The following is a 25107-nucleotide window of genomic DNA, read 5'->3' as shown; positions in this document are numbered from 1 at the left end:
AGAGCAATTCCAGAGAAAAGTGTGAGCGGTTTGCCCGGGCAAGGCGCATAGCGCTTTCCCTTCGAAATTGCCTCAAAAACAAAGAGATAGAGCGTTTCGCCGTTTCCGTGAAACGCTCTAGTCCGATCTTTTCGGGATCAAGTCCTAGGCGACCGCCTGTTCAAGGGTCCCGTCGAGTTCCGACAAGGCGCCCGCCGGCACGACGGCATGGCCCATCCAGTTCAGGCAGGTGACCGAGGCAATGCCGGAATCGATCAGGCTGTTTTCGTCACCCGGCGTCGTGGCGTAGTTGCGGTCGGCCAGCGGCTCGATGCGGGCGCTGCGCCCATCCTCGGCATGGATGATCACCCGCGTCGCGCATTTGTCGCGGCCGATGCGCGCCGAACGCATCGGCGCCGGCACATTGCGCGGCAGGTTGACACTCAGCCAATGTCCCTCCTGGGCCCATTCCTGGCGGGTGTTCCAAAAACCTTCGATGCGCGCCGCCAGCCATGCGACCTCGTCATCGCCATAGGCCTGGCTGTCGCGTGGCATGGAGAAGGCCACGCCGGCAATGCCGCACAGCGCCGCCTCGCGCGCCACCGCCATGGTGCCGGAATAGGAGACATCCTCGGCGACGTTGCGCCCCTCATTGATGCCCGACAGCACCAGATCGGGTTTCGCGCCGTCGCGGAACACCCAGTGCATCGCCCCTATGACGCAGTCGGCCGGGGTGCCGGTGCACGAATAGCGTCGGGGCGCGACCTGCTCAACGGCAAAGGCCTGCCGCAGCGTGATCGAATGGCCAAAGCCGCTACGGTTGCCGCTCGGCGCCACGGTCCAGATGTCGTCACTCAGCAGCGCAGCCGTCCTTTCCAGGATCGCCAGACCGGGCGCGTCGATTCCGTCATCATTGGAGAGCAGTATTCGCATATCATATCCTTCTGGCTGCGCCCGAGCGACGTCATAATCCGTACATTTATGCCATATTGAGAATTATTGTACAATTCCGTAAGATGAACTTGGGTAGGCTTTTCGCTTGCTGGATTTCGACGGGCGGCCGGCGCGCGAGCGGCCGCGTGATTTCCCTCCGCCGGCAAATCGTCTAATGGGGATACGTCTTGAGGGAAGTGGGCATGGCAGGTTCGGAAAAGCGACCGAGGCGGACGAAATTCCAGTCCGACCAGGACGAACTCAAGCTGAGAGCCGCCTATCTCTATTATGTCGAGGGCCTGACCCAGGAACAGGTTGCCCAGCATCTCGACATCAGCCGCATCAAGGCCCTGCGCCTGCTTGCGGCCACGCGTGAGGACGGTACGGTCCAGATCACCATCAATTCGCAGGCCGAATCGCTGATCCGCCTGCAACGGAACCTGGAAAAGCACCTCGGCCTGACCGAGGCGATCGTCGTGCCCGCGTCGAGCCAGGACGAGGAGAGCGTCGCGGCCGTCGTCGGCCACGCCACCGGACGCTACATTTCCGAACAGGTCACCAACGGACTGTCGATCGGGGTTGGCTGGGGCGCCACGCTGCAGGTCTGCATGCGGTCGCTGATCTGGCGCGAGGTCGACGACATGACCGTCATTTCACTGCTCGGCGGCCTGACCCATGCGACCGCGCACAATCCTTCGGCCGTCGCCTGGCGCTTCGCCGAATTCTACCGCACGGAACTCTACCAGATCACCGCGCCTGTCTTTGTGCCCGACCGCGAACTGGCCGACGCACTGTGGAAACAGGACGATCTCAAACAGCTCTATGAGCGGGCCCGTGCCGTCGACATCGCGCTGCTCAGCGTCGGCGATGTCGGCACCCAGGCTTCGATCTTCCGCCGCGGCATCCTCAACTGGTCGGACGCCAAGAGCCTCAAGGATGCCGGCGCCGTCGGCGATGTGCTCTGCCATTTCGTCGATGCCGACGGCAATGTGCTTGACCATCCCGTCAACCATCGCGCCATGGCCATCAATCCCGCCGACATCAGCAGGGTGCCGAAGGTGATCATCTCGTCGGGCGGCCTGCGCAAGATCCACGCCATCCGCGCCGGGATCGCGGCGACCAACGCCAAGCTTCTCATCACCGACGTCGCGGCCGCCCAGGCGCTGCTTGAGCTTCCTCCGCTCGAATAGGCCTCCTGACCCTCGCGATACGCCAATGGCGGCGCGCCCACGGCCCATGGCTGCGGAAAACCTCCCAATCCTCCGCGGCCGCGATCAGGATATCCCGCGGCGGTAGGAAGCCGCCTTTTGGGTACCGGTCGATAAAAACGGAAATGTTGCGACCGATGCGTTACTGCGCCGTCCAGCCGCCATCCATCGGCAAGGTCGTGCCGGTGATCTGCCTGGCGGAATCCGAGCACAGGAACAGTGCCAACGCGGCAAGCTCCTCGACGGTGACGAATTCCTTCGTCGGCTGCGCGGCGAGCAGCACATCATGCTTGACCTGTTCCTCGGTCATGCCGCGCGCCTTCATCGTGTCGGGAATCTGTTTCTCGACCAGCGGCGTCCAGACATAGCCCGGCGCGATGGCGTTGACGGTGATACCGTCCTGCGCGACTTCCAGGGCGACCGTCTTGGTCAGGCCTGCAATGCCGTGCTTGGCCGAGACATAGGCCGACTTGAACGGCGAGGCGACGAGTGCATGCGCGGAAGCCGTGTTGATGATGCGGCCCCATTTGCGTGCCTTCATGCCCGGCACCACCGCCTTGATGGCGTAGAAGGCCGCCAGGAGATTGATGCGAATGATCGCTTCCCACTTGTCGTCGGGGAATTCCTCGATCGGCGCGACATGCTGGATGCCGGCATTGTTGACCAGGATGTCGAGGCCGCCGAACGCCGCCTCGGCGTCGCGAACCATCGCCGTGACGGCGGCGCCGTCCATCATGTTGGCATCGGAATAGCGGCACTTGACGCCGAAATCCTTCTCGATGCCGGCGCGCTCCTGCTCTATTGCCGCGGCATCGCCGAGGCCGTTGATGGTGACGTTGGCGCCCTCGGCGGCAAAGGCGCGGGCGATGGCCAGGCCTATGCCGCTGGTCGAGCCGGTGACGAGGGCATTCTTCGAAGACAGGGAACCCATGGTGATCTCGCGAGAAGTGGGAGGGGAACAGGAGGATAATTGTGCGCCGCAGCATGACAATGACAGAGCCATGTGTCGATGCGATTACAGCCAGACGACAGCCTCGGCGCGGCTCTCGACCGGCTCGAGACATGCTCGTCCGGCTGACACGGCACTGTCATGGTGCCGTGCAACATAATCGGCAGCGCATTCGCGCGGTCATCCTGAACGAAATTCGCCGACAGGACCTTGGGGGTGCAGCTTGGAAATCGCCGATGTCGTGAAGCGCGCCTATGCGATGCCGCTGACCAATCCGTCTTTTCCGCCCGGGCCCTACCGTTTCTTCGACCGCGAATACATCATCATAACCTATCGCACGACGCGCGAGGCGCTTGAGGCCGTCGTGCCGGCGCCGCTGGAAATCGACGAGCCGCTGGTCAAGTACGAATTCATCCGCATGCCTGACTCCACGGGCTTCGGCGACTACACCGAGACCGGCCAGGTCATTCCGGTGAAATACAAGGGCCAGCATGGCGGCTATGTCCATTCGATGTATCTCGACGACGACGCGCCGATCGCCGGCGGCCGTGAGCTCTGGGGTTTTCCGAAGAAACTGGCCAACCCGAAGATCGCCCATGAGGGCGAGGTGATCGTCGGCACGCTGCACTATGGCAGCGTTCTGTGCGCCACGGGCACGATGGGCTACAAGCACCGCGAAGCCGATCACGATTCCGTGCTCGCGGCACTCGCCGCGCCAAACTTCCTTATAAAGATCATCCCGCATGTCGACGGCACGCCCCGCATTTGCGAGCTGGTGCGCTACTACCTCACGGACATCACCCTGAAGGAGGCCTGGACGGCGCCCGCAGCACTCGATCTGCGGCCCCATGTCATGGCCGACGTGGCGAAGCTGCCGGTGCTCGACATCGTCTCCGCCGTCCACTTCAAGGCCGATCTGACACTTGGGCTGGGCGAGGTCGTCCACGACTATCTTGCCGATCACGACCGGGTCGCAACCAGCAAAGCCCAGCCGGAGAAAATTCGTGCTTGAACGCAATCGAAACAAGGAAGCCGCCGCCACCATCGAGGAGATCTCGGCGCAGTATGACCGCATCGCCCTGGTGTTCCAGGGTGGCGGCGCGCTTGGCGCCTATCAGGCCGGCGTCTACCAGGCGCTGGCCGATGCCGGCTGCGAGCCGAGCTGGCTGTCCGGCGTCTCGATCGGCGCCATCAATGCCTCGATCATTGCCGGCAACGAACAGAGCCGACGCCTGCAGCGGCTCGAACAGTTCTGGCAGACGATCTCCGGCCGCAAGATCTGGGCCTATACGCCGGAAGGCGACATCTACCGCGACATCCGCAACCGCACTTCGTCATGGATGACCATGACCATGGGCCAGCCCGGCTTCTTCAAGCCGCGTAATCCCAATCCCTGGTTCGAGCACCCGGGCGCCGAGGGCGCCACCAGCTTCTACGACACCGCCGAATTGAAGGACACGCTGGAGAGCCTGATCGACTTCGATATCCTCAATGACGGCAAGAAGCGGCTGAGCGTCGGCGCGGTCAATGTCCGCACCGGCAATTTCGTGTATTTCGATACCGAGAAGGTGCGCATCGGTCCCGAGCACATCATGGCCAGCGGCGCGCTGCCGCCCGCCTTTCCCTCGGTCCGCATCGAGGGCGAGTACTATTGGGACGGCGGCATCGTCTCCAACACGCCGCTGCAATATCTGCTCGATCAGGAAGAGGACCGGTCTTCCCTGGTGTTCCAGGTCGACCTGTTCAGCGCCCGCGGCGTGCTGCCGCGCGGCATGGCCGATGTGTTGTCGCGCCACAAGGACATCATGTATTCCAGCCGCACGCGCCAGAACACCGACAATTTCCAGCGCATCCATGCCTTGAAGATGAAACTGCTCGACGCGCTGAAGCGCGTTCCGCCGGACCAGCTCAAGGAAGGCGAGAAGGCATTGATGGCAGACTATTCCGATGCCGGCGTCGTCAACATCGTCCACCTCATCTACCAGCACAAAGGTTACGAAGGCCACGCCAAGGATTATGAGTTTTCTGGCACCTCGATGCGCGAGCACTGGGAGATGGGACTCGAGGACACCGAGCGCACGCTGCGCCACAAGAAGTGGCTGATGCTGCCGACCAACGCCGACGGCGTCACCATCCACGACCTGCATCGCGAAGACCCGACCTGAGGTCTGGCGAGACAGTTGCTTCTTGACGGTTCAGCGGTGTTAGCCAGGATTCGTTTGAGCGGTCATCCCCAACGTTTGAGATTGGCCGAGGCCTCCAAACTTCGTCATCCCTGGGTGAAGCAGGAGCGACGCTCCGTTGCGGAGCCCCTGGGATCCATTCCGTGACCTTCGCCGTGGAGTGCACCGGTGCAAAATTCAGCACCGCAGTGGCGCTCAGTAGTCCCGGCATGATCCTCGGGTCTGCGCCGCGTCGCTGCGCTCCTTGCTCCGCCCGTGATGACGAAGCGTTGGGCGTTTCGCACCAGTCTCGCAGGCATATTCCACGTCAATACAAACGCGAATGCCTCTTCGAAATCCGCTCAACGAAAAAGGCAGCGCAGGCGACCGGCACTGCCTCTTTTTGAAGTCTCTTGCGCTCCGCTCAGAACACCTGGCGGAAGATGATGAACAGCACGAAGGCCAGCGCGATCGAGCACGGCAAGGTCAGCACCCAGGCCAGCAGCAGGTTGCGCACCGTCGACCATTGCAGGCCCGAACCGTTGGCGGCCATCGTTCCGGCGACACCCGACGACAGGACATGGGTTGTCGACACCGGCAAGCCGAGCCGATCGGCCATGCCGATGGTCACCATGGCCACGAGTTCGGCCGCCGCACCTTGGCCATAGGTCAGATGGCTCTTGCCGATCTTCTCGCCGACCGTGACGACAATGCGCTTCCAGCCGACCATGGTGCCGAGGCCCAGCGCCAGCGCCACCGCGACCTTCACCCAGAGCGGGATGAACTTCGTCGCGTTGTCGACGGCCTTGTGGTAGTCGGTGACCGCCTTGAGATCGGCGGTCTGCATCGGCAGCAATTGCTTCTTGTCGATCAGCTTGAGCGCCTCGCCGATCAGGTAGATGTCGTTGCGGGCGTTGCTGACCAGATCGGTCGGCACATTGTCGACCGAGGCATAGGGCTGCAGCGAAGCAGTCGTGTTATGGATATATGTCTGCAGCGCGACCGTGGTCTGGTCGCTCCAGGTCCGGGTGCGCACGGCATCCTGCACGGCGGCCTTGGCGTCGGCGACTGTGATGCCGGGCTTCACATATTTGCCCAGCGCCTGCTCGACGCCGGTCGAAGCCGACTTGTAGGCCTCGAGATAGTTGATGTCGGGCGTGCGGTTCAGCGCAAAGGCCGTCGGCACGACGCCGATCAGGATGAGCATGATCAGGCCCATGCCCTTCTGCCCATCATTTGAGCCATGCGCGAAGCTGACGCCGGTGCAGGTGAAGATCAGCAGGCCGCGGATCCACCATGGCGGCGGCGTGTTGCCTTTCGGCGCCTCGTAGAGTGCCGGATTGCGCACCAGCAGCTTCATTGCATAGAGCAGGATCGCGGCAGCGAAGAAGCCGATGATCGGCGACACCAGCAAGGTCAGGCCAACATTGGTCGCCTGCGACCAGTCGACGCCGCTTGTGGCGCTGCCTGCCGGTGCCATGAACTGGTTGGCAAGGCCGACGCCGATGATCGAGCCGACCATCGTGTGCGAACTCGAGGCAGGCAGGCCGAGGAACCAGGTGCCGAGATTCCACATGATAGCCGCGACCAGCAAGGCGAACACCATGGCAAAGCCGGAGGAAGAGCCAACCTGCAGGATGAGCTCGACCGGCAGCAGCGACAGGATGCCGAAAGCGACCGCGCCGCTGGAGGTGAGAACGCCGAGGAAATTGAAGACGCCTGACCACATGACGGCGAACTCGGCCGGCAGGGAGCGTGTGTAGATGACCGTCGCCACCGCATTGGCGGTGTCGTGGAAGCCATTGACGAACTCGAAGCCCAACGCGATCAGCAAGGCGATGCCCAGCAGGATCCACGGCACGGTCTTGGCTTCGGCCAGGTCCTGGCTCAGCGCGTAGCCGACATAGACGATGCCGACCAGCACCAGCACGCCGAAAGCCGGCAGGAACCACTTCGCGCTGCCCGAACTATCCAGCGGATGATCCGGTCTCGGAATGCCCGCCTCGCTGGAAACGATGTCCACCATGTCCCACTCCTATTGCATCGCAGCAAAGAACCGGGATGAACGCTATGTCCGGACGATGAACCCTGTGTGACGCCAGAGAGGCGTTTGCCTCCGGTGTCCGCTCCTTCACGCAAGTCCGGGGCTTGTCTTCAGGATCGCCGAGAACAAGGGATCGAAGGCGCGGCTGATGGGCGCCGCGGCCGCGCCGAGCGCGATCGACCACGGGTCCGTGGTGCCGAGTTGCAGGCGCGGCAAGGTCCTGCCTGGCCGGTCGGCGATCGACGGCAGCAGAGGATGCATCGCCTCGACGAGGCGGCGCGCCAGCGCTTCCGGCGCGCCGCTGGTCAGGATGACGGTCTGCGGATCGAAGATCGTTTCGATGAGATGCACACTCCAGCGCAGATCGTGCGCCGCGCCATCGATCCACGCCATCATCTTCGCATCCTCGGCCAGCACCAGGGCGTTCATCTGTTCGTAGATATCACTGTCGGCCGGATTGAGGTCGAGGTGCTGATAAAGCGAGGCCAGCGAGGCGCGGTGCTCCAGCGGCGTCGAGCTCGGGCCGGCGGGCGCCAGCAGCGCCATGCCGATTTCACCGGCGTTGCCATGGCCGCCGCTGTAGAGTTCGCCATTGAGGATCAGTCCGGTGCCGATGCCATAGCCGATATAGAGGCAGACCGCGTGATCGACCCCATGCGCCGCGCCGACGATGCGCTCCGCCGTGGCGCAGGCGGCGGAATCGTTCTGCAGGCCGACATTCAGTCCCGTCCTGGCAGCCAGCGTCTCCAGCAGCGGAAACTTCTGCCAGGCCGGCATCATCCATTTGTCGTCCGAGTTCTTCAGGCCGAAAGGGCCAGGCATGGCAACGCCGAGACCGACAAGCCGTTTCTCCGATTGCGAGGAGATGCCGGCAAGGTCGCGGCGCACGCCGTCGATCAGGCCGAGAATGACCTCGACCCCCTTCGACGGTTCATCGAAGGGCAGGTTGGCCTCCGCCCGCGCCAGCACGCTGCCCATAAGGTCGACCGCGACCGCCCGCGTCAGGTGGCGGTCGATCTGCAGGCCGATGGCGAAGGCGCCTTCGGGCACCAGCCTGTAAGGAGTCGAGGGTTGCCCCCTGCCCTTGCGCACCGCGTCGAGCGCGGCGACCAGACCGTCGCTTTCGAGATCCTCGATGATGTTGGACACCGCCTGTTTGGTGAGCTGCGTCGCCCGCGCCAGGTCGGCCCGCGACAAGGCGCCATTGAGGCGCAGCGCCTCGATCATGACGCGGCGGTTGTGTGCGCTGGTGCCTTCCTGGTTGGTGCCGCTTTTGGCGCGGATCGGGCTGATGTCGTCCATCGGCGTTTCCCCTCTTGACTCCATTAGAATATTGATCGACTAATTAAGTCAAGCGAGTTGACTTAATGCGAACCGAACGCCCCAAAACAAGATGGCCAGGGCCTCCGCCTGTCGCCACTGGTCAGCCGGGTAACCATCAGGTCACGCGACATGGATCCGGGAAGACGATGCGAAATGCCCGCATTGCCGGCCCGTCAACGCCGGAAATGGGAGAAGAAAATGCTTAGGACAATCACCAAGACACTGGTCGGCGCGGTCTTCGCCGGAGGACTGCTTGTCCCCCACGCTTTCGCCGAAACGACGCTCAATGCGCTTTTCATGGCTCAGGCAGCCTACAGCGAGGCCGACGTGCGCGCCATGACGGACGCCTTCACCAAGGCCAACCCGGACGTCAAGGTCAATCTCGAATTCGTCCCCTATGAAGGCCTGCACGACAAGACCGTGCTCGCGCAGGGCTCGGGTGGCGGCTACGACGTCGTGCTGTTCGACGTCATCTGGCCCGCCGAATACGCCACCAACAAGGTGCTGGTCGATGTGACGCCGAAGATCACCGACGACATGAAGAAGGGTGTGCTGCCCGGCGCCTGGACCACTGTCCAGTATGACGGCAAATATTACGGCATGCCGTGGATCCTCGACACCAAATACCTGTTCTACAACAAGGACATCCTGGAAAAGGCCGGCATCAAGACACCCCCGAAGACCTGGGAAGAGCTCGGCGCGCAGGCCAAGATCATCCAGGACAAGGGCCTGCTGAAGACGCCGATCGCCTGGAGCTGGTCGCAGGCTGAAGCCGCGATCTGCGACTACACCACGCTGGTCAGTGCCTATGGTGGCGACTTCCTGAAGGACGGCAAGCCCGACTTCCAGAACGGCGGCGGCCTCTCGGCGCTGAAATACATGGTCGACAGCTACAAATCCGGCCTCACCAACCCGAATTCCAAGGAATTCCTGGAAGAGGACGTGCGCAAGGTCTTCGAAAACGGCGATGCGGCCTTCGCGCTGAACTGGACCTACATGTACAACATGGCCAACGACCCGAAGGACTCGAAGGTGGCGGGCAAGGTCGGCGTCGTGCCGGCGCCCGGCGTCACCGGCATCAGCGAGGTGTCGGCCGTCAACGGCTCGATGGGCCTTGGCGTCACCGCGGTCTCCAAGCATCCGGACGAGGCTTGGAAGTACATCACCTTCATGACCTCGCAGGCGACGCAGAACCAGTATGCCAAGCTCTCGCTGCCGATCTGGGCCTCGTCCTATGACGATCCGGCCGTCACCAAGGGCCAGGAAGAACTGATCGCCGCCGCCAAGCTCGGCCTGGCCGCCATGTATCCGCGCCCGACCACGCCTAAGTATCAGGAGCTGTCGACCGCTCTGCAGCAGGCTATCCAGGAATCGCTGCTCGGCCAGTCCTCCCCCGAGGATGCGCTTAAGACCGCCGCGCAGAACAGCGGCCTCTGAGCATCATTGTCCTTCATGGGCGGCCGGGGCATGACCCAAAAATCGGAATCGATTTTTCGGAAGGGATCATGCCCCAAAGCCAAAACGCTACAGCGTCCTTGGCGCGTCCAATAGGACGCGCGGCGCTGTAGTGCCGCCCATGCTATGTCTGAAATCCTGTTGAATGAAGAGAGGCTGCTCTGATGTCGGGCACCTGGATGACGACCCGTGCATGGCTCTTGATGCTGCCGCTGCTCGTGGTCATGGTCGCGGTCATCGGCTGGCCGCTGGTCGATACGGTCAGCCTCTCCCTTACCGACGCCAAGCTGGTCGGCACGGGCGGTAGTTACGTCGGCTTCGAGAATTACACCAACATGCTGTCGAGCTCGAATTTTTCGCGCACGCTGGCCACCACGACGTTGTTCGCGGTCATCTCCGTTGCCGCCGAAATGGTGATCGGCGTTCTTGCCGCGCTCCTGCTCAATCAGCAGTTCCACGGCCGCGCCGTCCTGCGCGCCCTGATGATCCTGCCCTGGGCGCTGCCGACAGTGGTCAACGCCACCCTGTGGCGGCTGATCTACAATCCTGAATATGGCGCGCTGAACGCCGCCTTGACGCAGCTGCATCTCATCGACGCCTACCGCTCCTGGCTCGGTGAACCCGGCACCGCGCTGGCGGCCCTGATCGTCGCCGACTGCTGGAAGAACTTTCCGCTGGTGGCACTGATCGCGCTCGCCGCCCTGCAGGCGGTGCCGCGCGACATCACCGCAGCCTCGCTCGTCGATGGCGCGGGACCTTTCAACCGCTTCCGCTTCGTCATCCTGCCCTATCTCGCCGGCCCGCTGATGGTGGCGCTGGTGCTGCGCACCATCGAGGCCTTCAAGGTCTTCGACATCATCTGGGTGATGACCCGCGGCGGCCCAGCCAACAGCACGCGCACACTGTCGATCCTTGTCTACCAGGAAGCCTTCTCCTTCCAGCGCGCCGGCTCCGGTGCGTCGCTGGCGCTGATCGTCACCTTGCTCGTTACCGTGCTTGCCGTCGCCTATGCGGCATTGGTCAGGAAAACCGCCGGGAGTGCCGCCTGATGGAACGCAGGAGCCCCGCCTTCACCGTCTTCATCCACGCCTGCGCGCTGCTGCTTGCCGCCATCATCTTGGCGCCCATCGCCTGGCTGTTCATCATGAGCATTTCGCCGGCCGCCGATCTCGCCGCCAAGCCGTTGCGCTGGTGGCCGCAGGCCGCTGATTTCTCGCGCTACCAGCAATTGCTGTCGACAGCCGAGAACAGTGCTGGCGCGGCCTTCACCTCGTCCTTGCGCAACAGCCTGGAGATATCAGGCATGGCAACCCTGGCGGCACTCGCCTTGGCCATTCCCGCCGGCTGGGCGGTCTCGCGCACGCCAACGATCGGCTGGTCGCTGTCGATGGTCATCGCCACCTACATGCTGCCGCCCGTCGCGCTGGCCGTGCCGCTCTATATGGGCCTGTCGCATCTCGGCCTGCTCAACAATGTGTTCGGCCTGGCGCTTGTCTACCTGACCATCCTGGCGCCTTTCACCACCTGGCTGATGAAGTCGGGCTTCGATTCCATCCCGCGCGAAATCGAGGCGGCGGCGATGATCGACGGCGCCGGCCTGTTCCAGACCTTGCGCATCATCACGCTGCCGCTCGCGGCGCCGGTGATGGCGACCTCGGCATTGTTCGCCCTGCTGCTGGCGTGGGATGAATTCTTCTATGCGCTGCTGTTCACCTCCGACCAGCGGGCCAAGACCTTGACCGTCGCCATCGCCGATCTGGCCGGCGGCCGTGTCTCCGACTACGGATTGATCGCGACGGCCGGCGTGCTGGCCGCGCTGCCGCCGGTGCTGATCGGCCTGATCATGCAGCGCGCGCTGATCTCCGGCCTGACAAGTGGTGGTGTGAAAGGATGATGATGACCGCAACCAGAATTCGGCCGGCCGGGCTGGCCGCGATCGACCGCGAAATGGCACGCCAGAACGCGGATGCGCGCGCTTCTTTCGAGCACAACACAGCGATGGCGCTGGAAGTCGCGGCCTCGATCAGGAAGACCGGTCGTCTCCTCCTGCTTGGCATGGGCGGTTCGCATTCCGTCGGACGTGCCGTTGAACCGCTTTATCGCGCGCTCGGCATCGATGCGCTGGCCCTGCCGCTGTCCGAACAGCTCGGCCAGCCGCTGCCGCTGGCGGGCCGGACGGTGCTCGTAACCTCGCAATCCGGCGAGAGCGCCGAGGTCGTCAGGTGGTTCGCGGAGGCCGGGAGCCCTGCCGATGTCTTCGGCCTGACGCTCGAAGGCGGCTCTTTCCTCGCCCGCACCGCGCCTTGCCTGGTCGGCGCCGGCGGGACGGAAGTGGCCTTCGCCGCGACGCGCAGCCTGACCGTGACCTTCGCCTTGCATCTGGCCATTCTTGCCGCACTTGGGGAGGATCCGGCTGCCGCGCTCGGCGCACTGGATCAGCCGCAGGACACGGACATTACACAGGCGCTGGCAGCCCTCGGCAAGGTGACCACCATCGTCACCTCGGGACGCCGGCTGCAAGGCGTTGCCGAGGCGCTGGCGCTCGGCCTCACCGAACTGTCGCGGCTGCCCTGCTTTTCGCTCGAAGGCGGCCAGTTGCGGCATGGACCGATGGAGATGCTTGGCCCGCAAGTCGGCGTCGTCCTGTTTCGCGGCAACGACCCAACAGCGGAACTGGTGACTGCCATGGCCACCTCCGTGGTCGAAGCCGGCGCGCCGCTGATCATCTTCGACGCATCAGGACAATCGCCGGTGGCGGGTGCCGTCACGTTTTCGTTCAAGCCGGCTTCGGGTCTCGCCGCGGTCTTCGCCATGCTGCCGGTGGCACAGCGCCTGATGATCGCCTTCGCCGATGCCCGCGTCGACAATGCCGGCACGCCCGTGCGCTCCACCAAGATCACCAGGAGCGAGTGATGCGTCCGCTCGCGGTGATCGGCAACGTCAATGTCGACCTCATCGTCGGCCCGGTCGCGCCGTGGCCGAAGGCGGGAACGGAAACCGTCGTCGACCATGACGAATTGCGTGTCGGCGGCCAGGCCGGCAACAGCGCGCTCGCCTGGCAAGCGCTGGGCGTCGACTTCACCATTGCCGCCAATGTCGGCGACGACCAGTTCGGCCGCTGGCTTCGCGAGGCTTTTGGCCATCGCGCCGAGACCTGGCCGGTCCGTTCCGAGGGCACGACGCTGTCCGTCGGCATGACCCACCCGGATGGCGAACGGACCTTCTTCACCACGCGCGGACACCTGCCGCGTTTCAGCCTTGCCGACGTCTTGTCTGTCCTCGACGGCAATGCGCTCTCCGGCGGTTACGCGCTGTTGTGCGGCTCTTTCCTGACCGACGACCTTACCCGCGAATACGATGCGTTCTTCGACTGGGCGGACAGCTACGGCATTGCCGTCGCCCTCGACACCGGCTGGCCGATGGATGGCTGGACCGAGGCCAATTGCGTCGCGACACGCGCATGGCTCTCGCGCTGCGCGCTGGCGCTGTTCAACGAGGTCGAGACGGTGACCCTGGCGGGAATGTCGAGCCCAACGGACGCCGCGCGCCAAATCCGCTCCAGCATGCGGCACGGCGCAACCTTCGTCGTCAAGCGCGGACCGCGAGGCGCCATCGCCATCGGTCCCGACGGCACGCTTGTCGAAGCAACGGCGCCCGATGTCCGCGTCGTCGACACGATCGGCGCCGGCGATGTCTTCAACGCCGCTTTCCTCGCCGCCCTCGCCCAGGAGCAGCCACTGTCCGCATGCCTTTCCGCCGCGACGCATGTCGCCTCGCGCGCCATTTCCACCTTGCCCCGCAACTATGGCGGGCCGATGCATCTCGAGGACGCCACGCATGAGCGCGCTTGAAATCCGTAACGTTCGCAAGAACTACGGCAATGTCGAAACGCTCAAGGGCATCGACATTGCGCTGCAGAGCGGGGAATTCCTGGTGCTGCTCGGCTCCTCGGGCTGCGGAAAATCGACGCTCCTCAACATCATCGCTGGCCTCGCCGAAGCGACAAGCGGCGATGTGTTGATCGGCGGCCGCTCGATCCTTGGCGTTCACCCCAAGAACCGCGACATCGCCATGGTCTTCCAGTCCTACGCGCTCTATCCGAACCTGACTGTCCGCCGCAACATCGGCTTTGGCCTGGAGATGCGCGGGGTCGCCGCCGATGAGCGCGAAAAGGCGGTGAACGAGGCGGCAAGGCTGCTGCAGATCGAGGCCCTGCTCGACCGCAAGCCGAGCCAGCTTTCCGGGGGCCAGCGCCAGCGCGTCGCCATCGGCAGGGCGCTGGTGCGCAAACCCCAGGTCTTCCTCTTCGACGAACCATTGTCCAACCTCGACGCCAAGCTGCGGCTGGAAATGCGCACCGAGTTGAAGCGCCTGCATCAGATGCTGCAGACCACCGTCGTCTACGTCACTCACGACCAGATCGAGGCGATGACGCTGGCGAGCCGCATCGCTGTCATGCGCGACGGCAGGATCGAGCAGCTCGGCACACCCGAGGAGATCTACAACGAGCCGGCCACGCTTTACGTCGCCGGCTTCGTCGGCGCGCCGTCGATGAACATGCTGCAGGCGACCGTCACCGCCGGCAAGCTGGCCGTTGCCGGATCCGATGTGCGGATCCCCTTGCCGGCACGCTATGCCAGCGCGGCTGGGGAAGGCGTGCAGGTGGTCGTCGGTATCAGGCCCGAAGCGCTTCGCCTGGCGACCGTTCCGACGGATTTTTCATTGCCCGTGGAGATCGAAGTCGTCGAGCTGACCGGCCCCGAACTGGTCACCACGGCCCGGATCGGCACGCAGCGGCTGACGGCCTGTCTACCGCCAAGGACCAGGGTCGCCAAGGGCGAGAAGTGCAGCCTCACCTTCGATGAGACAGCGCTTCGCTTGTTCGATCCCTCGACGGGCAAGGCGCTCGCAACGGTTTGAGAGAAGCCGCGCAGGCCTGAACGACTTGCGCGGCACCGGGCAATTCCAGGACAAGCGGTAACCGGTTTTCCGCCCGGAATCGCGTCAAACAAATCTGGACGTCAGCGCGCCGGCGGCGCGTACATCAGCCCGCCGGCATTCCAGAGCGCATTGATGCCGCGCGCGATCTTCAGCTGACTGGACTGGCCGAGATTGCGTTCGAACATCTCGCCATAATTGCCGACCTTGGCGACGATGTTGTAGGCGAATGCCGGATCGAGCCCGATCTGCTTGCCATTGTCACCCTCGACACCGAGGAACCGCCGGATCGTCGGGTTCTGCGACTTCAGCGAAGCGTCCGCATTGGCCTGTGTGATGCCGTCTTCCTCCGCCTCGATCAGCGAGAATAGCGTCCAGCGCACGACATCGAACCATTTGTCGTCACCCTTGCGAACGGCCGGGCCGAGCGGTTCCTTCGAGATGATCTCGGGCAGTACGGTGAAGGCGGCGGGATCGGTCAGCTTCAGGCGTTGCGCATAGAGCGCCGAGGCATCCGTGGTGTAGACATCGCAGCGGCCGCTGTCGAACGCCTTGATGATGCTGTCGGCGGAATCGATGACGACCGCCTCGTATTTCATCTGATGGGCGGTGAAATAGTCGGCGACGTTTTGCTCGGTGGTCGTGCCCTGCTCCGCACAGATAGTGGCGCCAGAGAGCTTGAGCGCGCTGTCGACGCCGAGGTCCTTGCGCACCATGAAGCCCTGGCCGTCATAATAGGCGGCGCCGACGAAGTGGATGCCCATGCCGGTGTCGCGAGACAGGGTCCAGGTCGACTGGCGTGACAGCATATCGACGGTGCCGGCCTGTAGTGCCGTGAAGCGTTCCTTCGTCGACAGCGGCACATAACTCACCTTGTCGGGGTCGCCGAAAACGGCGGCAGAAACCGCGCGGCAGAAATCGATGTCGAAGCCGCTCCATTTGCCCTGGTCGTCGGGCGCCGAAAAACCCGCCACGCCCTGGCTGACGCCGCAGATGATCGAGCCTCTCTGCTTGACGATGTCGAATGTGTCCGCGTTGGCCAGCGTAGCCGATGCCAGCAAAAGCGCTGTGATCAATGCATGTCTCATGGTTTCCTCCCTTTATGAGGCAAAGCCCCGCCTATCGCCGGCGTTTGAAGCGCCGGACGTTCGTGAAAAATTGCTGTTGTCATGTCTGGTTACGCGCCGCCTGGGCGGTGCGTTGATCTGTCCTAAGCCCCTTCCGCCAGAACCGCCGCCATCGCCTCGTCCAGAACACCGGCCAGATGATCGGCATTGGCCCGGCTGAAGATCATCGGCGGGCGCATCTTCAGGACATTGTCATATGGCCCCTCGGTGCCGATCAGCACGCCACGTGCCCTCACCCCATCATTGACGCGGCGGGCAAGGCGTGTGGCCGGCGCCTTGCTCTTGCGATCCTCGACCAGTTCAATGCCGAGGAACAGGCCCTGGCCGCGCACATCGCCGATGATGTCGTAGCGATCCTGCAAGGCCTTGAAGCGGGCCATGAGATAATCACCGATCTCCAGGGCGTTGCGCCTGAGGCCATCGCGCTCGATGACGTCGAGCACCGCGAGCCCGGCAGCGCAGGACACCGGGTTGCCGCCAAAGGTGTTGAAATACTCCATGCCGTTGTCGAACGAGGCGGCGATCTCTGACGTCGTCACCAGCGCCGCCATCGGATGGCCGTTGCCGATCGGCTTACCCATCGTGACGATGTCGGGCGTCACGCCTTGCGTCTCGAAAGCCCACCAATGGCTGCCGACGCGGCCGAAGCCGACCTGCACCTCGTCGGCCGCGCAAATACCGCCGGCGGCGCGCACCATCGCATAGACCTCCCCGAGATAGCCGTCCGGCAAGAACACCTGGCCGGCGACGCTGGGGATCGATTCCGCCAGGAACAGGCCAGGTGCACGGCCTTGTCTCGCCATATCGGCGATCTGCTCAGCGACGCTCTCGGCGAAACGCTTCGCATGTTCGTCCACCGGCCATTCGGCCGGGGCACGATAGCTGTCGGGTATGGTTGCCTCGAACACATGCGCCGGGCGCCCCTTGCCGCCCTTGCGCTTGTATTTGTAAGGGCTGAGCTCGATCAGCTCCTGCGTCGTGCCGTGATAGGCCCAGTCGAGCACGATCGCCTCGCCTCGGCCGGTATGGGTGCGCGCCATGCGCAGCATCAGGCTGTTGGCCTCGCTGCCCGAGCAGGCGAAGGACGCCACCGACAGGCCGGCGGGCAGCGTCGCCGTCAGCCGTTCCGCATAGGTGACGATGGCATCGTGCAGGTAGCGCGTGTTGGTGTTGAGCTTCGCGGCCTGTCTGGCGATCGCCTCGACCACGTCGGGATGGGCATGGCCGAGATGGCAGACATTGTTGAAACAGTCGAGATAGGCGCGGCCGCGATCGTCGATCAGCCATGCGCCCTCGCCGCGCACGAATTTGATCGGCTCGGAGTAGGAAATGGAGAGGTTGGGCAGCAGCGACGCCTTGCGCGCGGCAACGATCTGTGGGCGTGACCGGCCGCTCTGCCGGAAGGTCTCGGGCGGAATGCCGGCAAGTTCGGCGGCATCGGGGAAAAGTTCCTTCCAGACGTCGAGATAACGCTCCTCGCCGACACCGAGGATGTCGCTCGCGGCGAGGCTTGTATCCGTCGATATCTGGAAATGCAGATGCGGCGCCCAGCCGCCGTTTTCGGTTGGCGTGCCCATCTCGCCGACAAGCGCACCCGCTTCCAGACGGTCACCCGCCTTCAGCCGCCGTCCCGCCTCATGCGCCATATGCCCCCACAGGGTGACGAAGGACGGGCAGCCCGGCGGTGTGTGCTCCAGCGCCACCAGGCAGCCATAGCCAAGCGGATCCTCCTCGACCTCGACGCTTCTGACGATGGCGGCGAGCGGCGTGTAAAGCCGCGTCCCCGCCGCCATGAAAAGGTCGAGGCCGAGATGGTTGGCACGGCGAGCGCCTTCCACGAAACGCGACTGGAAGATGTCGCTGGTGTAGACGGTGCGTGCTTCGCCCCATGGGCCGATGCCGAGCGCAACGCCGTGCTCGGCGCAATAGGCATTCCACCACGCCGTGGCCTTGTCGGGCTGCTGCGCGGCCGATGTCACCGTCATCGGATTTTGCGGATCTCCATAAGGCACCAGCGCCTTTGCAAGGGTCGCCGGATGGCGGTCGAGGATTGGCGCGAGCCGCGCTCGGTTTGCCGTGATCCAGCCTGTCACGGCGCGGGCTCCGGCGGCGGCTTCGAAGCCGCAGGCTTTGCGCAGGATCGCCGTCGCGAAGTGCCGGTTCATCCTGTCCAGGCGATGCAGCAATCGCCAGGCCGGCGCTTCCGAGATCGACAGATAGGGATTGCCGCCGGTGCGGTCCCTGCGCGCGGCCGACAGTGTCACCGAGGTGACGAGACGCATGGCGATGAGGTCGAACAGCAGGTCGAGTTCCTCTTCGCGCAGCGGATACTCGGCATGGAAGCCGGCGGCGAGGCGGGCAGCGGCGCCGATCGGATCCTCGGCATCAAGGATCGCATAGGCGCAAGCGACCGCGACCTCGGCGATCAGCACGCTGTGCAAGGCATCGCCGAAATCGATCAACCCGGCTACAAGCTCGGGCCTTTCGGGATCGACGAGCACATTCCAGTCATTGGCGTCGTTGTGGATGACCTGTGCCCGCAATGCCGGCAGGTTGGGTGCCACCTCGGCATCGAAATGATCGAGGAACCGTTCCAGCAAGGCGCGGTCCTGATTGTCGTCGATGTGATGCAGGCGTTGCCGTGCCGCACCTGCCCGGCGAATGTCCCAATCGAATGAGCGCAGCGCGCCGGGGTGAATGAAGCCTTGCAGGGCGTGGTCCAGCCTGCCGAGCGCACCTCCGAGGCTTTCCAGCAGCGCCGGCGTGGCCTGGCTCTCGGCCAGTGGCCGGCCGGGACGCCACGACACCAGGCGCACGGCATGATCCTCGCCGCCCGGCCCCTTTGCATGGGCGAGCGAAGCACCCTGTAGCGTCTTCTTTATACGTGGCACGGCCAGATACGGGCTGTTGCGCTCAAGGTGATCCAACAATGCCGTCTGGAATTCACTCTCGACGAGCGGCTCGCTGGCGTTGACGATCTTCAGTATCCACAGCGAATGGTCTGAAGCCGTCAGCTTGAAATTTCGGTCGCGCTCGCTGTCGAGGGGCGCGATGCTGCCGGAAATACCGAAGTGCCGCGCCGCGATATCGACGGCCTCGTTCTGCGAGACTTGAGGGGCTGGGTGTGAAACGTTGGTCATCGGTATTCCGGATCTGCCTTGTCAAAGCTTGGCATGGGCCTGGAAATCGGGCATCCGGCAAAGCGTCGGTTGCGCCGGCACAATGACTGCATCGGCCGGCACATTAACGGAACCGCAGGGGAGCGTGACGTCATGAAGGAACTGGACGCCAAGGACCGGGACATTCTTGCCATTCTGTCCAAGGAAGCCCGCATCCCCCTGAAGACGCTCGCGGGGCGCATCGGCCTGTCGCGCAGCGCTACGAGCGAGCGGGTGGCCTCGCTGGAAAAGAGTGGTGTCATCAGAGGCTACCGGGCCGATATCGGCCAGATGGACAAAGGACTGGTCTGCGCGTTCCTGCTGGTCACGCTGGTCCGCACGCCGTCAATCGGCATTCTCGACCAGCTGGCGCGCTATCCGGAGGTCCGGCGCGTGTCGTCGGTAAGTGGCCAGCTGGATCTCGTGGTCGAGGTCGAAGTGCCGTCGATCGACAGGCTGAACACAGTGCGCGACCTCGTTGCCACTCTCGGCGGCGTCGAGGACCTGACGACCGCGATCGTCTTGCGCCGGGACATTGAACGGGCCGTCGATTGAACGCTCCGCGGCAACGGCGTCCTTCGCGCACGGCCGCGGCCGCACAGCCATACCTATTTGGCGATCTCCAGCAACGACGCCACCAGGAGCTCGCGCTCATCCTTCGACAGCACGTCGAACTCGAAGAGGTCCATGCTGCGCAGCCCCTCGATGGCGAGATAACAGATCAGCAGCGATTTGAGGTCTGATGTCTCGCCCTTCAGCCGCTCGAAAAGCTGCCGCTTGAATGTCTTTATCGGCGTCATGAAATCGGGATCCTCGGCGATCGCCGAAAAGATCCAGGAGGCCGAGGGCTGCTTTTCCTCGCAGTCACTGGCCGACAGCCTGATATAGGCGGCGAGCGGGTTTTCGCCATCGTCGCCGGTGCTGGCGGCTTCCAGCGCTTGCTCGAAATCGCGCAGATAACCCTCGACCAGCCCCTGCATCAATTTGGCCTTGGTCGGGAAATTGTAGAGCAGCCCGCCTTTCGATACGCCGGCACGGCTGGCGACGGCATCCAGCGATAGGCTGCCGGGCCCGGATTCCCGGGCAACATCAGCCGCCGCTGCGAGAATCTTCTCGCGCGAGTTCGGTCGTCGGTCTCTCATGGCGCCTCCCATCGCAAGCTTAGGCCCAATTGACAAGACCGTCCAGACGGTACAGTAAGGCCGCCACTATTTGAAATCGGGACCCGCAGTCGATATGTGTCCCGATGTCCGAGCTTCGCGCCGGATTTCGACTGAGGGGACTTCCTTGTTCAAGCGCATACTACGTATCTTTCTCATCATTCTCGTCCTGGCCGTGCTCGTCATTGTGGTCGGCGGTATCGTCGGCTTCAACTTCCTGCGCGACAACGGCATCAAGCAGTATTTCGCCACGATGAAGCCACCGGCGGCGACCGTTTCCACGACCATCGCCAAACCGTCGAACTGGACGCCGGGCGTCGAGGCGATCGGTACGGTGCGCGCCGTGCGCGGTGTCGACCTGACCGTCGAGACCGCCGGCATCGTCAAGGAGATTCCCTTCCATGCCAACGAGAAGGTGGCGGCCAACGCGGTGCTGCTGCAACTCGACGACGCCGTCGAACGCGCCGATCTCGACGCACAGAAGGCGCAGGCCGCGCTCGATCAGGTATCGCTGACCCGTGCCATCGAACTGACCAGGCGTGGCGTCGGCTCCGACTCGACGCTGGACAGCGCGCGAGCGGCGGCGTCCGCTTCGGCATCCCAGGTCACCAGGTTGCAGGCCGTGCTCGATCAGAAGCAACTGACGGCGCCCTTCGGCGGCACGGTCGGCATTCCGAGGATCGACTTGGGCCAGTACATCGCACCCGGCACCTCGGTGGTGACGCTGCAGGATCTCGACACGATGCGGGTCGACTTCTCGGTTCCCGAACAGCAATTGCCGCTGCTCAAGATCGGTCAGACGGTTCGGCTGGGCCTGAGTGGCGCGGACATGCCGTTCGCAGGCGCCATTCGCGGCATCGACCCCAAGATCGACTCGTCCAGCCGGCTGGTGAACATCAGGGCGGAGGTCGCCAATCCGGAAGGCAAGCTTACGCCCGGCCAGTTCGTGCAGGTGCGTGTCGAATTGCCCGAGGAGCAGAACGTGCTGGCGCTGCCGCAAACGGCGCTGACCACCAGCCTTTATGGCGACTACGTCTTCGTGGTGCAGCAGGCGAAGCCCGCCGGCGCGGCCCCGGCCCAGACCGCCAAGCCGGAGGAAAAGCCCGTGGCGGCCGCCACCGACAAGCCGGCCAACGCGATGAAACCGGCGGCTGATGCCATGAAGCCTGCCGCCGATGCCGCCAAGCCAGCGGACAAGGCCGCTTCCGATGCTACCAAACCGGCAGCCGCAGATCCCGCCAAACCGGCGGCGGAAGGCGACAAGCCCGCGCTTGTCCTGTCGCAGGTCTTCGTCAAGCCCGGCCGCCGTAATCAAGGCATGGTCGAGATCGTCGAAGGGCTGAAGGCTGGCGACGAGGTCGTCACCGCGGGTCAGAACCGCCTCTTCAACGGCATGTCCGTCAACGTCGACAACACGATCGACCCGACCAAATCGGCGAACAAGCAGGCCGACGACCAATGAGCTTTTCCGATCTCTTCATTCGCCGGCCCGTCCTGTCGACGGTTCTTGCCTGCATGATCCTGCTGCTCGGTTTCCAGGGCATCTTCAACCTGTCGATCCGGCAGTATCCGAAGGTTGACGAAACCGCGATCACGATCACGACAGCCTATCCGGGCGCCAGCGCCGACCTGATCCAGGGCTTCATTTCAGCCCCGATCGCGCGCGCCGTCGCCTCGACCGAGAACATCGACTACGTCACCTCGTCCAGCCGTCCGTCCTCCAGCACCGTGACGGTGCAGATGAAGCTCGGCTCCAACCCGGACGTCGCGCTCACCGAAGTGCTGTCCAAGGTCCAGGGCGTGCGCGGCACCTTGCCGGACGCCTCCAAGGATCCGGTCATCGTCAAGGGCACCGGCCAGCAGTTCGCGATGATGTACATCTCGATGCAGAATCCGAACATGACGAAGGAGCAGCTGACGGAATATATCGAACGCGTCATCAGGCCCCGCATGTCGACGGTCGAAGGCGTCGCCGACGTGCAGATCTTCGGCGCCCAGGAATACTCGATGCGCGTCTGGATCGATCCGGTCAGGCTCGCGGCGCGTGGCGTGACGGCGGCGGAAGTGCTGGCGGCAATCAACAACTCGAACTTCCTGTCGGCGCCCGGCAACACCCAGAACGAGTACGTCGTTTCGTCGATCACCGTGCGCTCGACGCTGCAGACGCCGGAGGCCTTCGCCGCGCTGCCGTTGCGCTCGACCGACGGCAATGTGGTGCGGCTGCGCGACGTGGCGCGCGTCGAACTCGCTGCCGCGAACACCGATACAAGGGTAAGCTTCAACGGCAAGCCCGGCACCTTCCTCGCCATCTTCCCGACCCCGGCCGCCAATCCGCTGACCACCGCGGCCGCGTTGACCAAGCTCGTACCGCAGATCCAGGAGACGTTGCCGAAAGGCATGACGATCGAAGTCGTCTACGACGCGACCGGACAGATCAGCGCCTCGATCGATGAAGTGTTCAAGACCATCGCCGAGGCGGTCGCCATCGTCGTCGTCGTCATCCTCTTGTTCCTTGGCTCCTTCCGTTCGGTGATGATGCCGATCATCACCATCCCGCTGTCGCTGATCGGCGTCTGTTTCCTTTTGTTCGCGGTCGGCTACTCGATCAATCTTCTGTCGCTGCTGGCCATGGTGCTGGCGATCGGCCTTGTCGTCGACGACGCCATCGTGGTGGTGGAGAACATCCACCGCCACATGGAAGAGGACCACATGTCGCCGATGCAGGCCGCCTTCAACGGCATGCGCGAAATCGCCAGTGCCATCGTCGCCATGACCATGACGCTGGCGGCCGTGTTCGCACCGCTGGCCTTCACGGGCGGCCTGACCGGCGCGCTGTTCCGTGAGTTCGCGGTGACGCTCGCCGGCTCGGTGGTGCTGTCGGGCATCATCGCCATCACAATCACCCCGATGATGTCGGCACGCCTTCTGAAGCCCGGCAACGCAGGCCGTTTCCAGCGCATTGTCGACGGCACGTTCGCGCGGGTGGAGCACGTCTATGAGCGAGCCGTCACTGGTTCGTTGAACTACCGCCCGCTGACGCTGCTTATCGTGCTGGCGCTTGTCGGTGTGACCGGCTTCATGTTCACCAAGACTTCGAGCGAGCTGGCGCCGGAAGAGGATCAGGGCTTCCTGCTCTCCCTGGTGACCGCGCCGCGTTATGCGACATCCGATTACACCGAGACCTACGTCAACCAGATTCTCGGCCTGGTGAGGGATATTCCGGAAACACGGGCGCAGTTCTCGGCCGTCGCCTTCGGCGGTACGACGAACAGCGCCTTCGTCGGTTTTGCTTTCAAGGATTGGGCCGAGCGCAAGCGCAATTCGAAGGAGCTGCAGGCCGACATTACCGCTCGTATCGCCAAGGTGGCGGGCGTCCAGGCCTTCGTCTTCGCCCCGCCGACGCTGCCGGGCTCCGGCGGCGGCCTGCCCATCTCCCTGGTGGTACGCTCGACCGGCGATTCCGCCGAAGTGTACGAGGCGGCCGAGCAGATCAAGAACAAGGCGCAGGCCTCCGGCCGCTTCATCGTCGTGCAGAATTCGATGGCCTATGACGCGCCGCAGGTGACGGTGACCATCGACCGCGACCGCGCGGCGGCGCTCAACCTGCCGATCGCCGACATCGGTCGCACGCTCACTTTGCTGGTCGGCGGCGCCGAGGTGGCGCAGTTCGACCGCGACTCCAACAGTTACGACATCATCCCTCAGGTGCCGCAGGAATTCCGCGACAACCCCGAAAGGCTCGGCGAGTATTTCGTGCGCAGCGTGACGGGCGAGATGGTGCCGCTGTCGGCCGTGGTAAAGATTTCGAACAATGCCTCACCGGCGGCAATCGAGCAGTTCAACCAGCTGAATTCGTCGACGATCTCCGCGCTGCCGCTGCCCGGCGTCACCACCGGCGACGGTTTGAAGGTCCTCGAGGACATTGCCAAGGAGAGCCTGCCCGATACCTTCTTCATCGACTATTCCGGCCAATCCCGGCAGGAGAAGGAACAGGGCAACACGATCCTGATCGCCTTCGGAGCGGCAGTCATCGTCATCTACCTGGTGCTGGCGGCGCAGTTTGAGAGCTTCCGCGACCCGCTGATCATCATGATGGCGGTGCCGTTGTCGATTTTCGGCGCGATCGTGCCGCTCAATCTGGGCCTTGGCACGCTCAACATCTACACGCAGGTCGGCCTGATCACTCTGATCGGCCTGATCACCAAGCACGGCATCCTGCTGGTCGAGTTTGCCAACCAGCAGCGCGAGGCCCATGGCATGCGGCGGCGCGACGCCATCATCGCCTCGGCCAAGGTGCGCCTGCGGCCGATCCTGATGACGACAGCGGCAATGGCGCTTGGCGTTGTGCCGCTGATCACGTCGAGCGGCGCTGGTGCCGCGGCCCGCTACTCGATGGGCCTGGTCATCTTCACCGGCATCCTGGTCGGCACCATGTTCACGCTCTTCGTCGTGCCCATGTTCTACACCTTCATCGCCAGCAAGGACTTGCCGCATCACGCGGAAAAGCCGGATCCGAAATTGATGCCGGCGCTGCCGGATTGATGGAAAGCCGAAGAACAAAAAAAGAGGCCGGGAACTTCCCGGCCTCTTTTTTTGGCTGCGCTCAACCGCGGGAAATGGTCCCGCGGGAGTCCTGAACGGGCACGGCGGTCCGCCGGCCCGCTCACAGCC

General features: G+C 63.9%; 19 protein-coding genes. 12 read left to right on the top strand and 7 right to left on the bottom strand.

The window, feature by feature from the left end:
* Positions 1-144: 144 nt before the first annotated feature.
* A complete protein-coding gene (locus EB230_RS08125) occupies positions 145-912 on the bottom strand; it encodes a 5'/3'-nucleotidase SurE (protein ID WP_056575920.1) in 768 nt (255 codons plus the stop codon).
* Between the two features lie 203 nt (positions 913-1115).
* On the opposite strand from EB230_RS08125, the gene EB230_RS08120 reads away from it, so the two are divergent.
* Complete coding sequence (locus tag EB230_RS08120) at positions 1116-2102, top strand: sugar-binding transcriptional regulator (protein WP_172372011.1); 987 nt, start codon at positions 1116-1118, stop codon at positions 2100-2102.
* A 160-nt stretch (positions 2103-2262) separates the two neighbouring features.
* Here the strand turns inward: EB230_RS08120 and EB230_RS08115 are convergent, their stop codons facing one another.
* A complete protein-coding gene (locus EB230_RS08115) occupies positions 2263-3051 on the bottom strand; it encodes a 3-hydroxybutyrate dehydrogenase (RefSeq protein ID WP_056575916.1) in 789 nt (262 codons plus the stop codon).
* A gap of 241 nt (positions 3052-3292) precedes the next feature.
* On the opposite strand from EB230_RS08115, the gene EB230_RS08110 reads away from it, so the two are divergent.
* Together EB230_RS08110 and EB230_RS08105 are read left to right on the top strand one after the other, a co-directional pair.
* Positions 3293-4081, top strand: coding sequence for an acetoacetate decarboxylase (locus EB230_RS08110; protein WP_065005520.1), 789 nt, complete (start codon positions 3293-3295; stop codon positions 4079-4081).
* Complete coding sequence (locus EB230_RS08105; RefSeq protein WP_056575911.1) at positions 4074-5234, top strand: patatin-like phospholipase family protein; 1161 nt, start codon at positions 4074-4076, stop codon at positions 5232-5234. Before EB230_RS08110 ends, EB230_RS08105 begins: the two co-directional genes overlap by 8 nt.
* A 421-nt stretch (positions 5235-5655) precedes the next feature.
* Here EB230_RS08105 and EB230_RS08100 read toward each other — a convergent pair whose 3' ends face one another.
* On the bottom strand, positions 5656-7257 hold the full coding sequence (locus EB230_RS08100; protein ID WP_172372010.1) for an inorganic phosphate transporter: 1602 nt from the start codon (positions 7255-7257) through the stop codon (positions 5656-5658).
* Positions 7258-7362: 105 nt separating this feature from the next.
* Positions 7363-8577, bottom strand: coding sequence for an ROK family transcriptional regulator (locus tag EB230_RS08095; protein WP_056575907.1), 1215 nt, complete (start codon positions 8575-8577; stop codon positions 7363-7365).
* A gap of 219 nt (positions 8578-8796) precedes the next feature.
* On the opposite strand from EB230_RS08095, the gene EB230_RS08090 reads away from it, so the two are divergent.
* The 6 genes from EB230_RS08090 to ugpC all read left to right on the top strand — a co-directional run bounded on the left by EB230_RS08090 (position 8797) and on the right by ugpC (position 14973).
* A complete protein-coding gene (locus EB230_RS08090; protein ID WP_172372009.1) occupies positions 8797-10035 on the top strand; it encodes an extracellular solute-binding protein in 1239 nt (412 codons plus the stop codon).
* A gap of 182 nt (positions 10036-10217) precedes the next feature.
* Complete coding sequence (locus tag EB230_RS08085) at positions 10218-11102, top strand: sugar ABC transporter permease (protein WP_056575903.1); 885 nt, start codon at positions 10218-10220, stop codon at positions 11100-11102.
* Complete coding sequence (locus EB230_RS08080) at positions 11102-11947, top strand: carbohydrate ABC transporter permease (RefSeq protein WP_056575901.1); 846 nt, start codon at positions 11102-11104, stop codon at positions 11945-11947. The genes EB230_RS08085 and EB230_RS08080 overlap by 1 nt, the downstream gene beginning before the upstream one ends.
* Complete coding sequence (locus EB230_RS08075; protein WP_172372008.1) at positions 11944-12966, top strand: SIS domain-containing protein; 1023 nt, start codon at positions 11944-11946, stop codon at positions 12964-12966. Before EB230_RS08080 ends, EB230_RS08075 begins: the two co-directional genes overlap by 4 nt.
* Positions 12966-13904, top strand: a complete 939-nt coding sequence (locus tag EB230_RS08070; protein ID WP_172372007.1) for a PfkB family carbohydrate kinase — start codon at positions 12966-12968, stop codon at positions 13902-13904. The genes EB230_RS08075 and EB230_RS08070 overlap by 1 nt, the downstream gene beginning before the upstream one ends.
* Complete coding sequence (gene ugpC, locus EB230_RS08065; protein WP_172372006.1) at positions 13891-14973, top strand: sn-glycerol-3-phosphate ABC transporter ATP-binding protein UgpC; 1083 nt, start codon at positions 13891-13893, stop codon at positions 14971-14973. The genes EB230_RS08070 and ugpC overlap by 14 nt, the downstream gene beginning before the upstream one ends.
* A gap of 101 nt (positions 14974-15074) precedes the next feature.
* On the opposite strand, the gene EB230_RS08060 is transcribed toward ugpC, so the two are convergent.
* Together EB230_RS08060 and EB230_RS08055 are read right to left on the bottom strand one after the other, a co-directional pair.
* Complete coding sequence (locus tag EB230_RS08060) at positions 15075-16079, bottom strand: amino acid ABC transporter substrate-binding protein (RefSeq protein WP_056575894.1); 1005 nt, start codon at positions 16077-16079, stop codon at positions 15075-15077.
* A gap of 122 nt (positions 16080-16201) precedes the next feature.
* Positions 16202-19258: an aminotransferase class III-fold pyridoxal phosphate-dependent enzyme gene (locus EB230_RS08055; protein ID WP_172372005.1), complete on the bottom strand. Its 3057-nt coding sequence runs from the start codon at positions 19256-19258 to the stop codon at positions 16202-16204.
* 132 nt (positions 19259-19390) lie between these two features.
* Between EB230_RS08055 and EB230_RS08050 the strand changes: the two genes are divergently transcribed.
* Positions 19391-19831, top strand: a complete 441-nt coding sequence (locus tag EB230_RS08050) for an Lrp/AsnC family transcriptional regulator (RefSeq protein WP_056575891.1) — start codon at positions 19391-19393, stop codon at positions 19829-19831.
* A 53-nt stretch (positions 19832-19884) separates the two neighbouring features.
* Here EB230_RS08050 and EB230_RS08045 read toward each other — a convergent pair whose 3' ends face one another.
* Positions 19885-20418, bottom strand: a complete 534-nt coding sequence (locus EB230_RS08045; RefSeq protein WP_056576537.1) for a TetR/AcrR family transcriptional regulator — start codon at positions 20416-20418, stop codon at positions 19885-19887.
* A 145-nt stretch (positions 20419-20563) separates the two neighbouring features.
* Here EB230_RS08045 and EB230_RS08040 point away from each other — a divergent pair, with 145 nt between their 5' ends.
* Positions 20564-21898, top strand: a complete 1335-nt coding sequence (locus EB230_RS08040) for an efflux RND transporter periplasmic adaptor subunit (RefSeq protein ID WP_172372004.1) — start codon at positions 20564-20566, stop codon at positions 21896-21898.
* Positions 21895-24978 (top strand): efflux RND transporter permease subunit, encoded by a 3084-nt coding sequence (locus EB230_RS08035; protein ID WP_172372003.1) that lies wholly within the window; start codon positions 21895-21897, stop codon positions 24976-24978. The genes EB230_RS08040 and EB230_RS08035 overlap by 4 nt, the downstream gene beginning before the upstream one ends.
* Positions 24979-25107: the final 129 nt, after the last annotated feature.

It is taken from the genome of Mesorhizobium sp. NZP2234 (genome assembly GCF_013170765.1).
GTDB lineage: Bacteria > Pseudomonadota > Alphaproteobacteria > Rhizobiales > Rhizobiaceae > Mesorhizobium > Mesorhizobium loti_D.
This window is presented reverse-complemented; position numbering and strand designations above follow the sequence as displayed.

Excerpts from the sequence above, each read along its gene's own strand:
- EB230_RS08125 (WP_056575920.1), bottom strand. The coding sequence starts at position 912 with ATGCGAATACTGCTCTCCAATGATGACGGAATCGACGCGCCCGGTCTG.
- EB230_RS08120 (WP_172372011.1), top strand. The coding sequence starts at position 1,116 with ATGGCAGGTTCGGAAAAGCGACCGAGGCGGACGAAATTCCAGTCCGAC.
- EB230_RS08115 (WP_056575916.1), bottom strand. The coding sequence starts at position 3,051 with ATGGGTTCCCTGTCTTCGAAGAATGCCCTCGTCACCGGCTCGACCAGC.
- EB230_RS08100 (WP_172372010.1), bottom strand. The coding sequence starts at position 7,257 with ATGGTGGACATCGTTTCCAGCGAGGCGGGCATTCCGAGACCGGATCAT.
- EB230_RS08095 (WP_056575907.1), bottom strand. The coding sequence starts at position 8,577 with ATGGACGACATCAGCCCGATCCGCGCCAAAAGCGGCACCAACCAGGAA.
- EB230_RS08090 (WP_172372009.1), top strand. The coding sequence starts at position 8,797 with ATGCTTAGGACAATCACCAAGACACTGGTCGGCGCGGTCTTCGCCGGA.
- EB230_RS08085 (WP_056575903.1), top strand. The coding sequence starts at position 10,218 with ATGTCGGGCACCTGGATGACGACCCGTGCATGGCTCTTGATGCTGCCG.
- EB230_RS08080 (WP_056575901.1), top strand. The coding sequence starts at position 11,102 with ATGGAACGCAGGAGCCCCGCCTTCACCGTCTTCATCCACGCCTGCGCG.
- EB230_RS08075 (WP_172372008.1), top strand. The coding sequence starts at position 11,944 with ATGATGATGACCGCAACCAGAATTCGGCCGGCCGGGCTGGCCGCGATC.
- EB230_RS08070 (WP_172372007.1), top strand. The coding sequence starts at position 12,966 with ATGCGTCCGCTCGCGGTGATCGGCAACGTCAATGTCGACCTCATCGTC.
- ugpC (WP_172372006.1), top strand. The coding sequence starts at position 13,891 with ATGAGCGCGCTTGAAATCCGTAACGTTCGCAAGAACTACGGCAATGTC.
- EB230_RS08060 (WP_056575894.1), bottom strand. The coding sequence starts at position 16,079 with ATGAGACATGCATTGATCACAGCGCTTTTGCTGGCATCGGCTACGCTG.
- EB230_RS08055 (WP_172372005.1), bottom strand. The coding sequence starts at position 19,258 with ATGACCAACGTTTCACACCCAGCCCCTCAAGTCTCGCAGAACGAGGCC.
- EB230_RS08050 (WP_056575891.1), top strand. The coding sequence starts at position 19,391 with ATGAAGGAACTGGACGCCAAGGACCGGGACATTCTTGCCATTCTGTCC.
- EB230_RS08045 (WP_056576537.1), bottom strand. The coding sequence starts at position 20,418 with ATGAGAGACCGACGACCGAACTCGCGCGAGAAGATTCTCGCAGCGGCG.
- EB230_RS08035 (WP_172372003.1), top strand. The coding sequence starts at position 21,895 with ATGAGCTTTTCCGATCTCTTCATTCGCCGGCCCGTCCTGTCGACGGTT.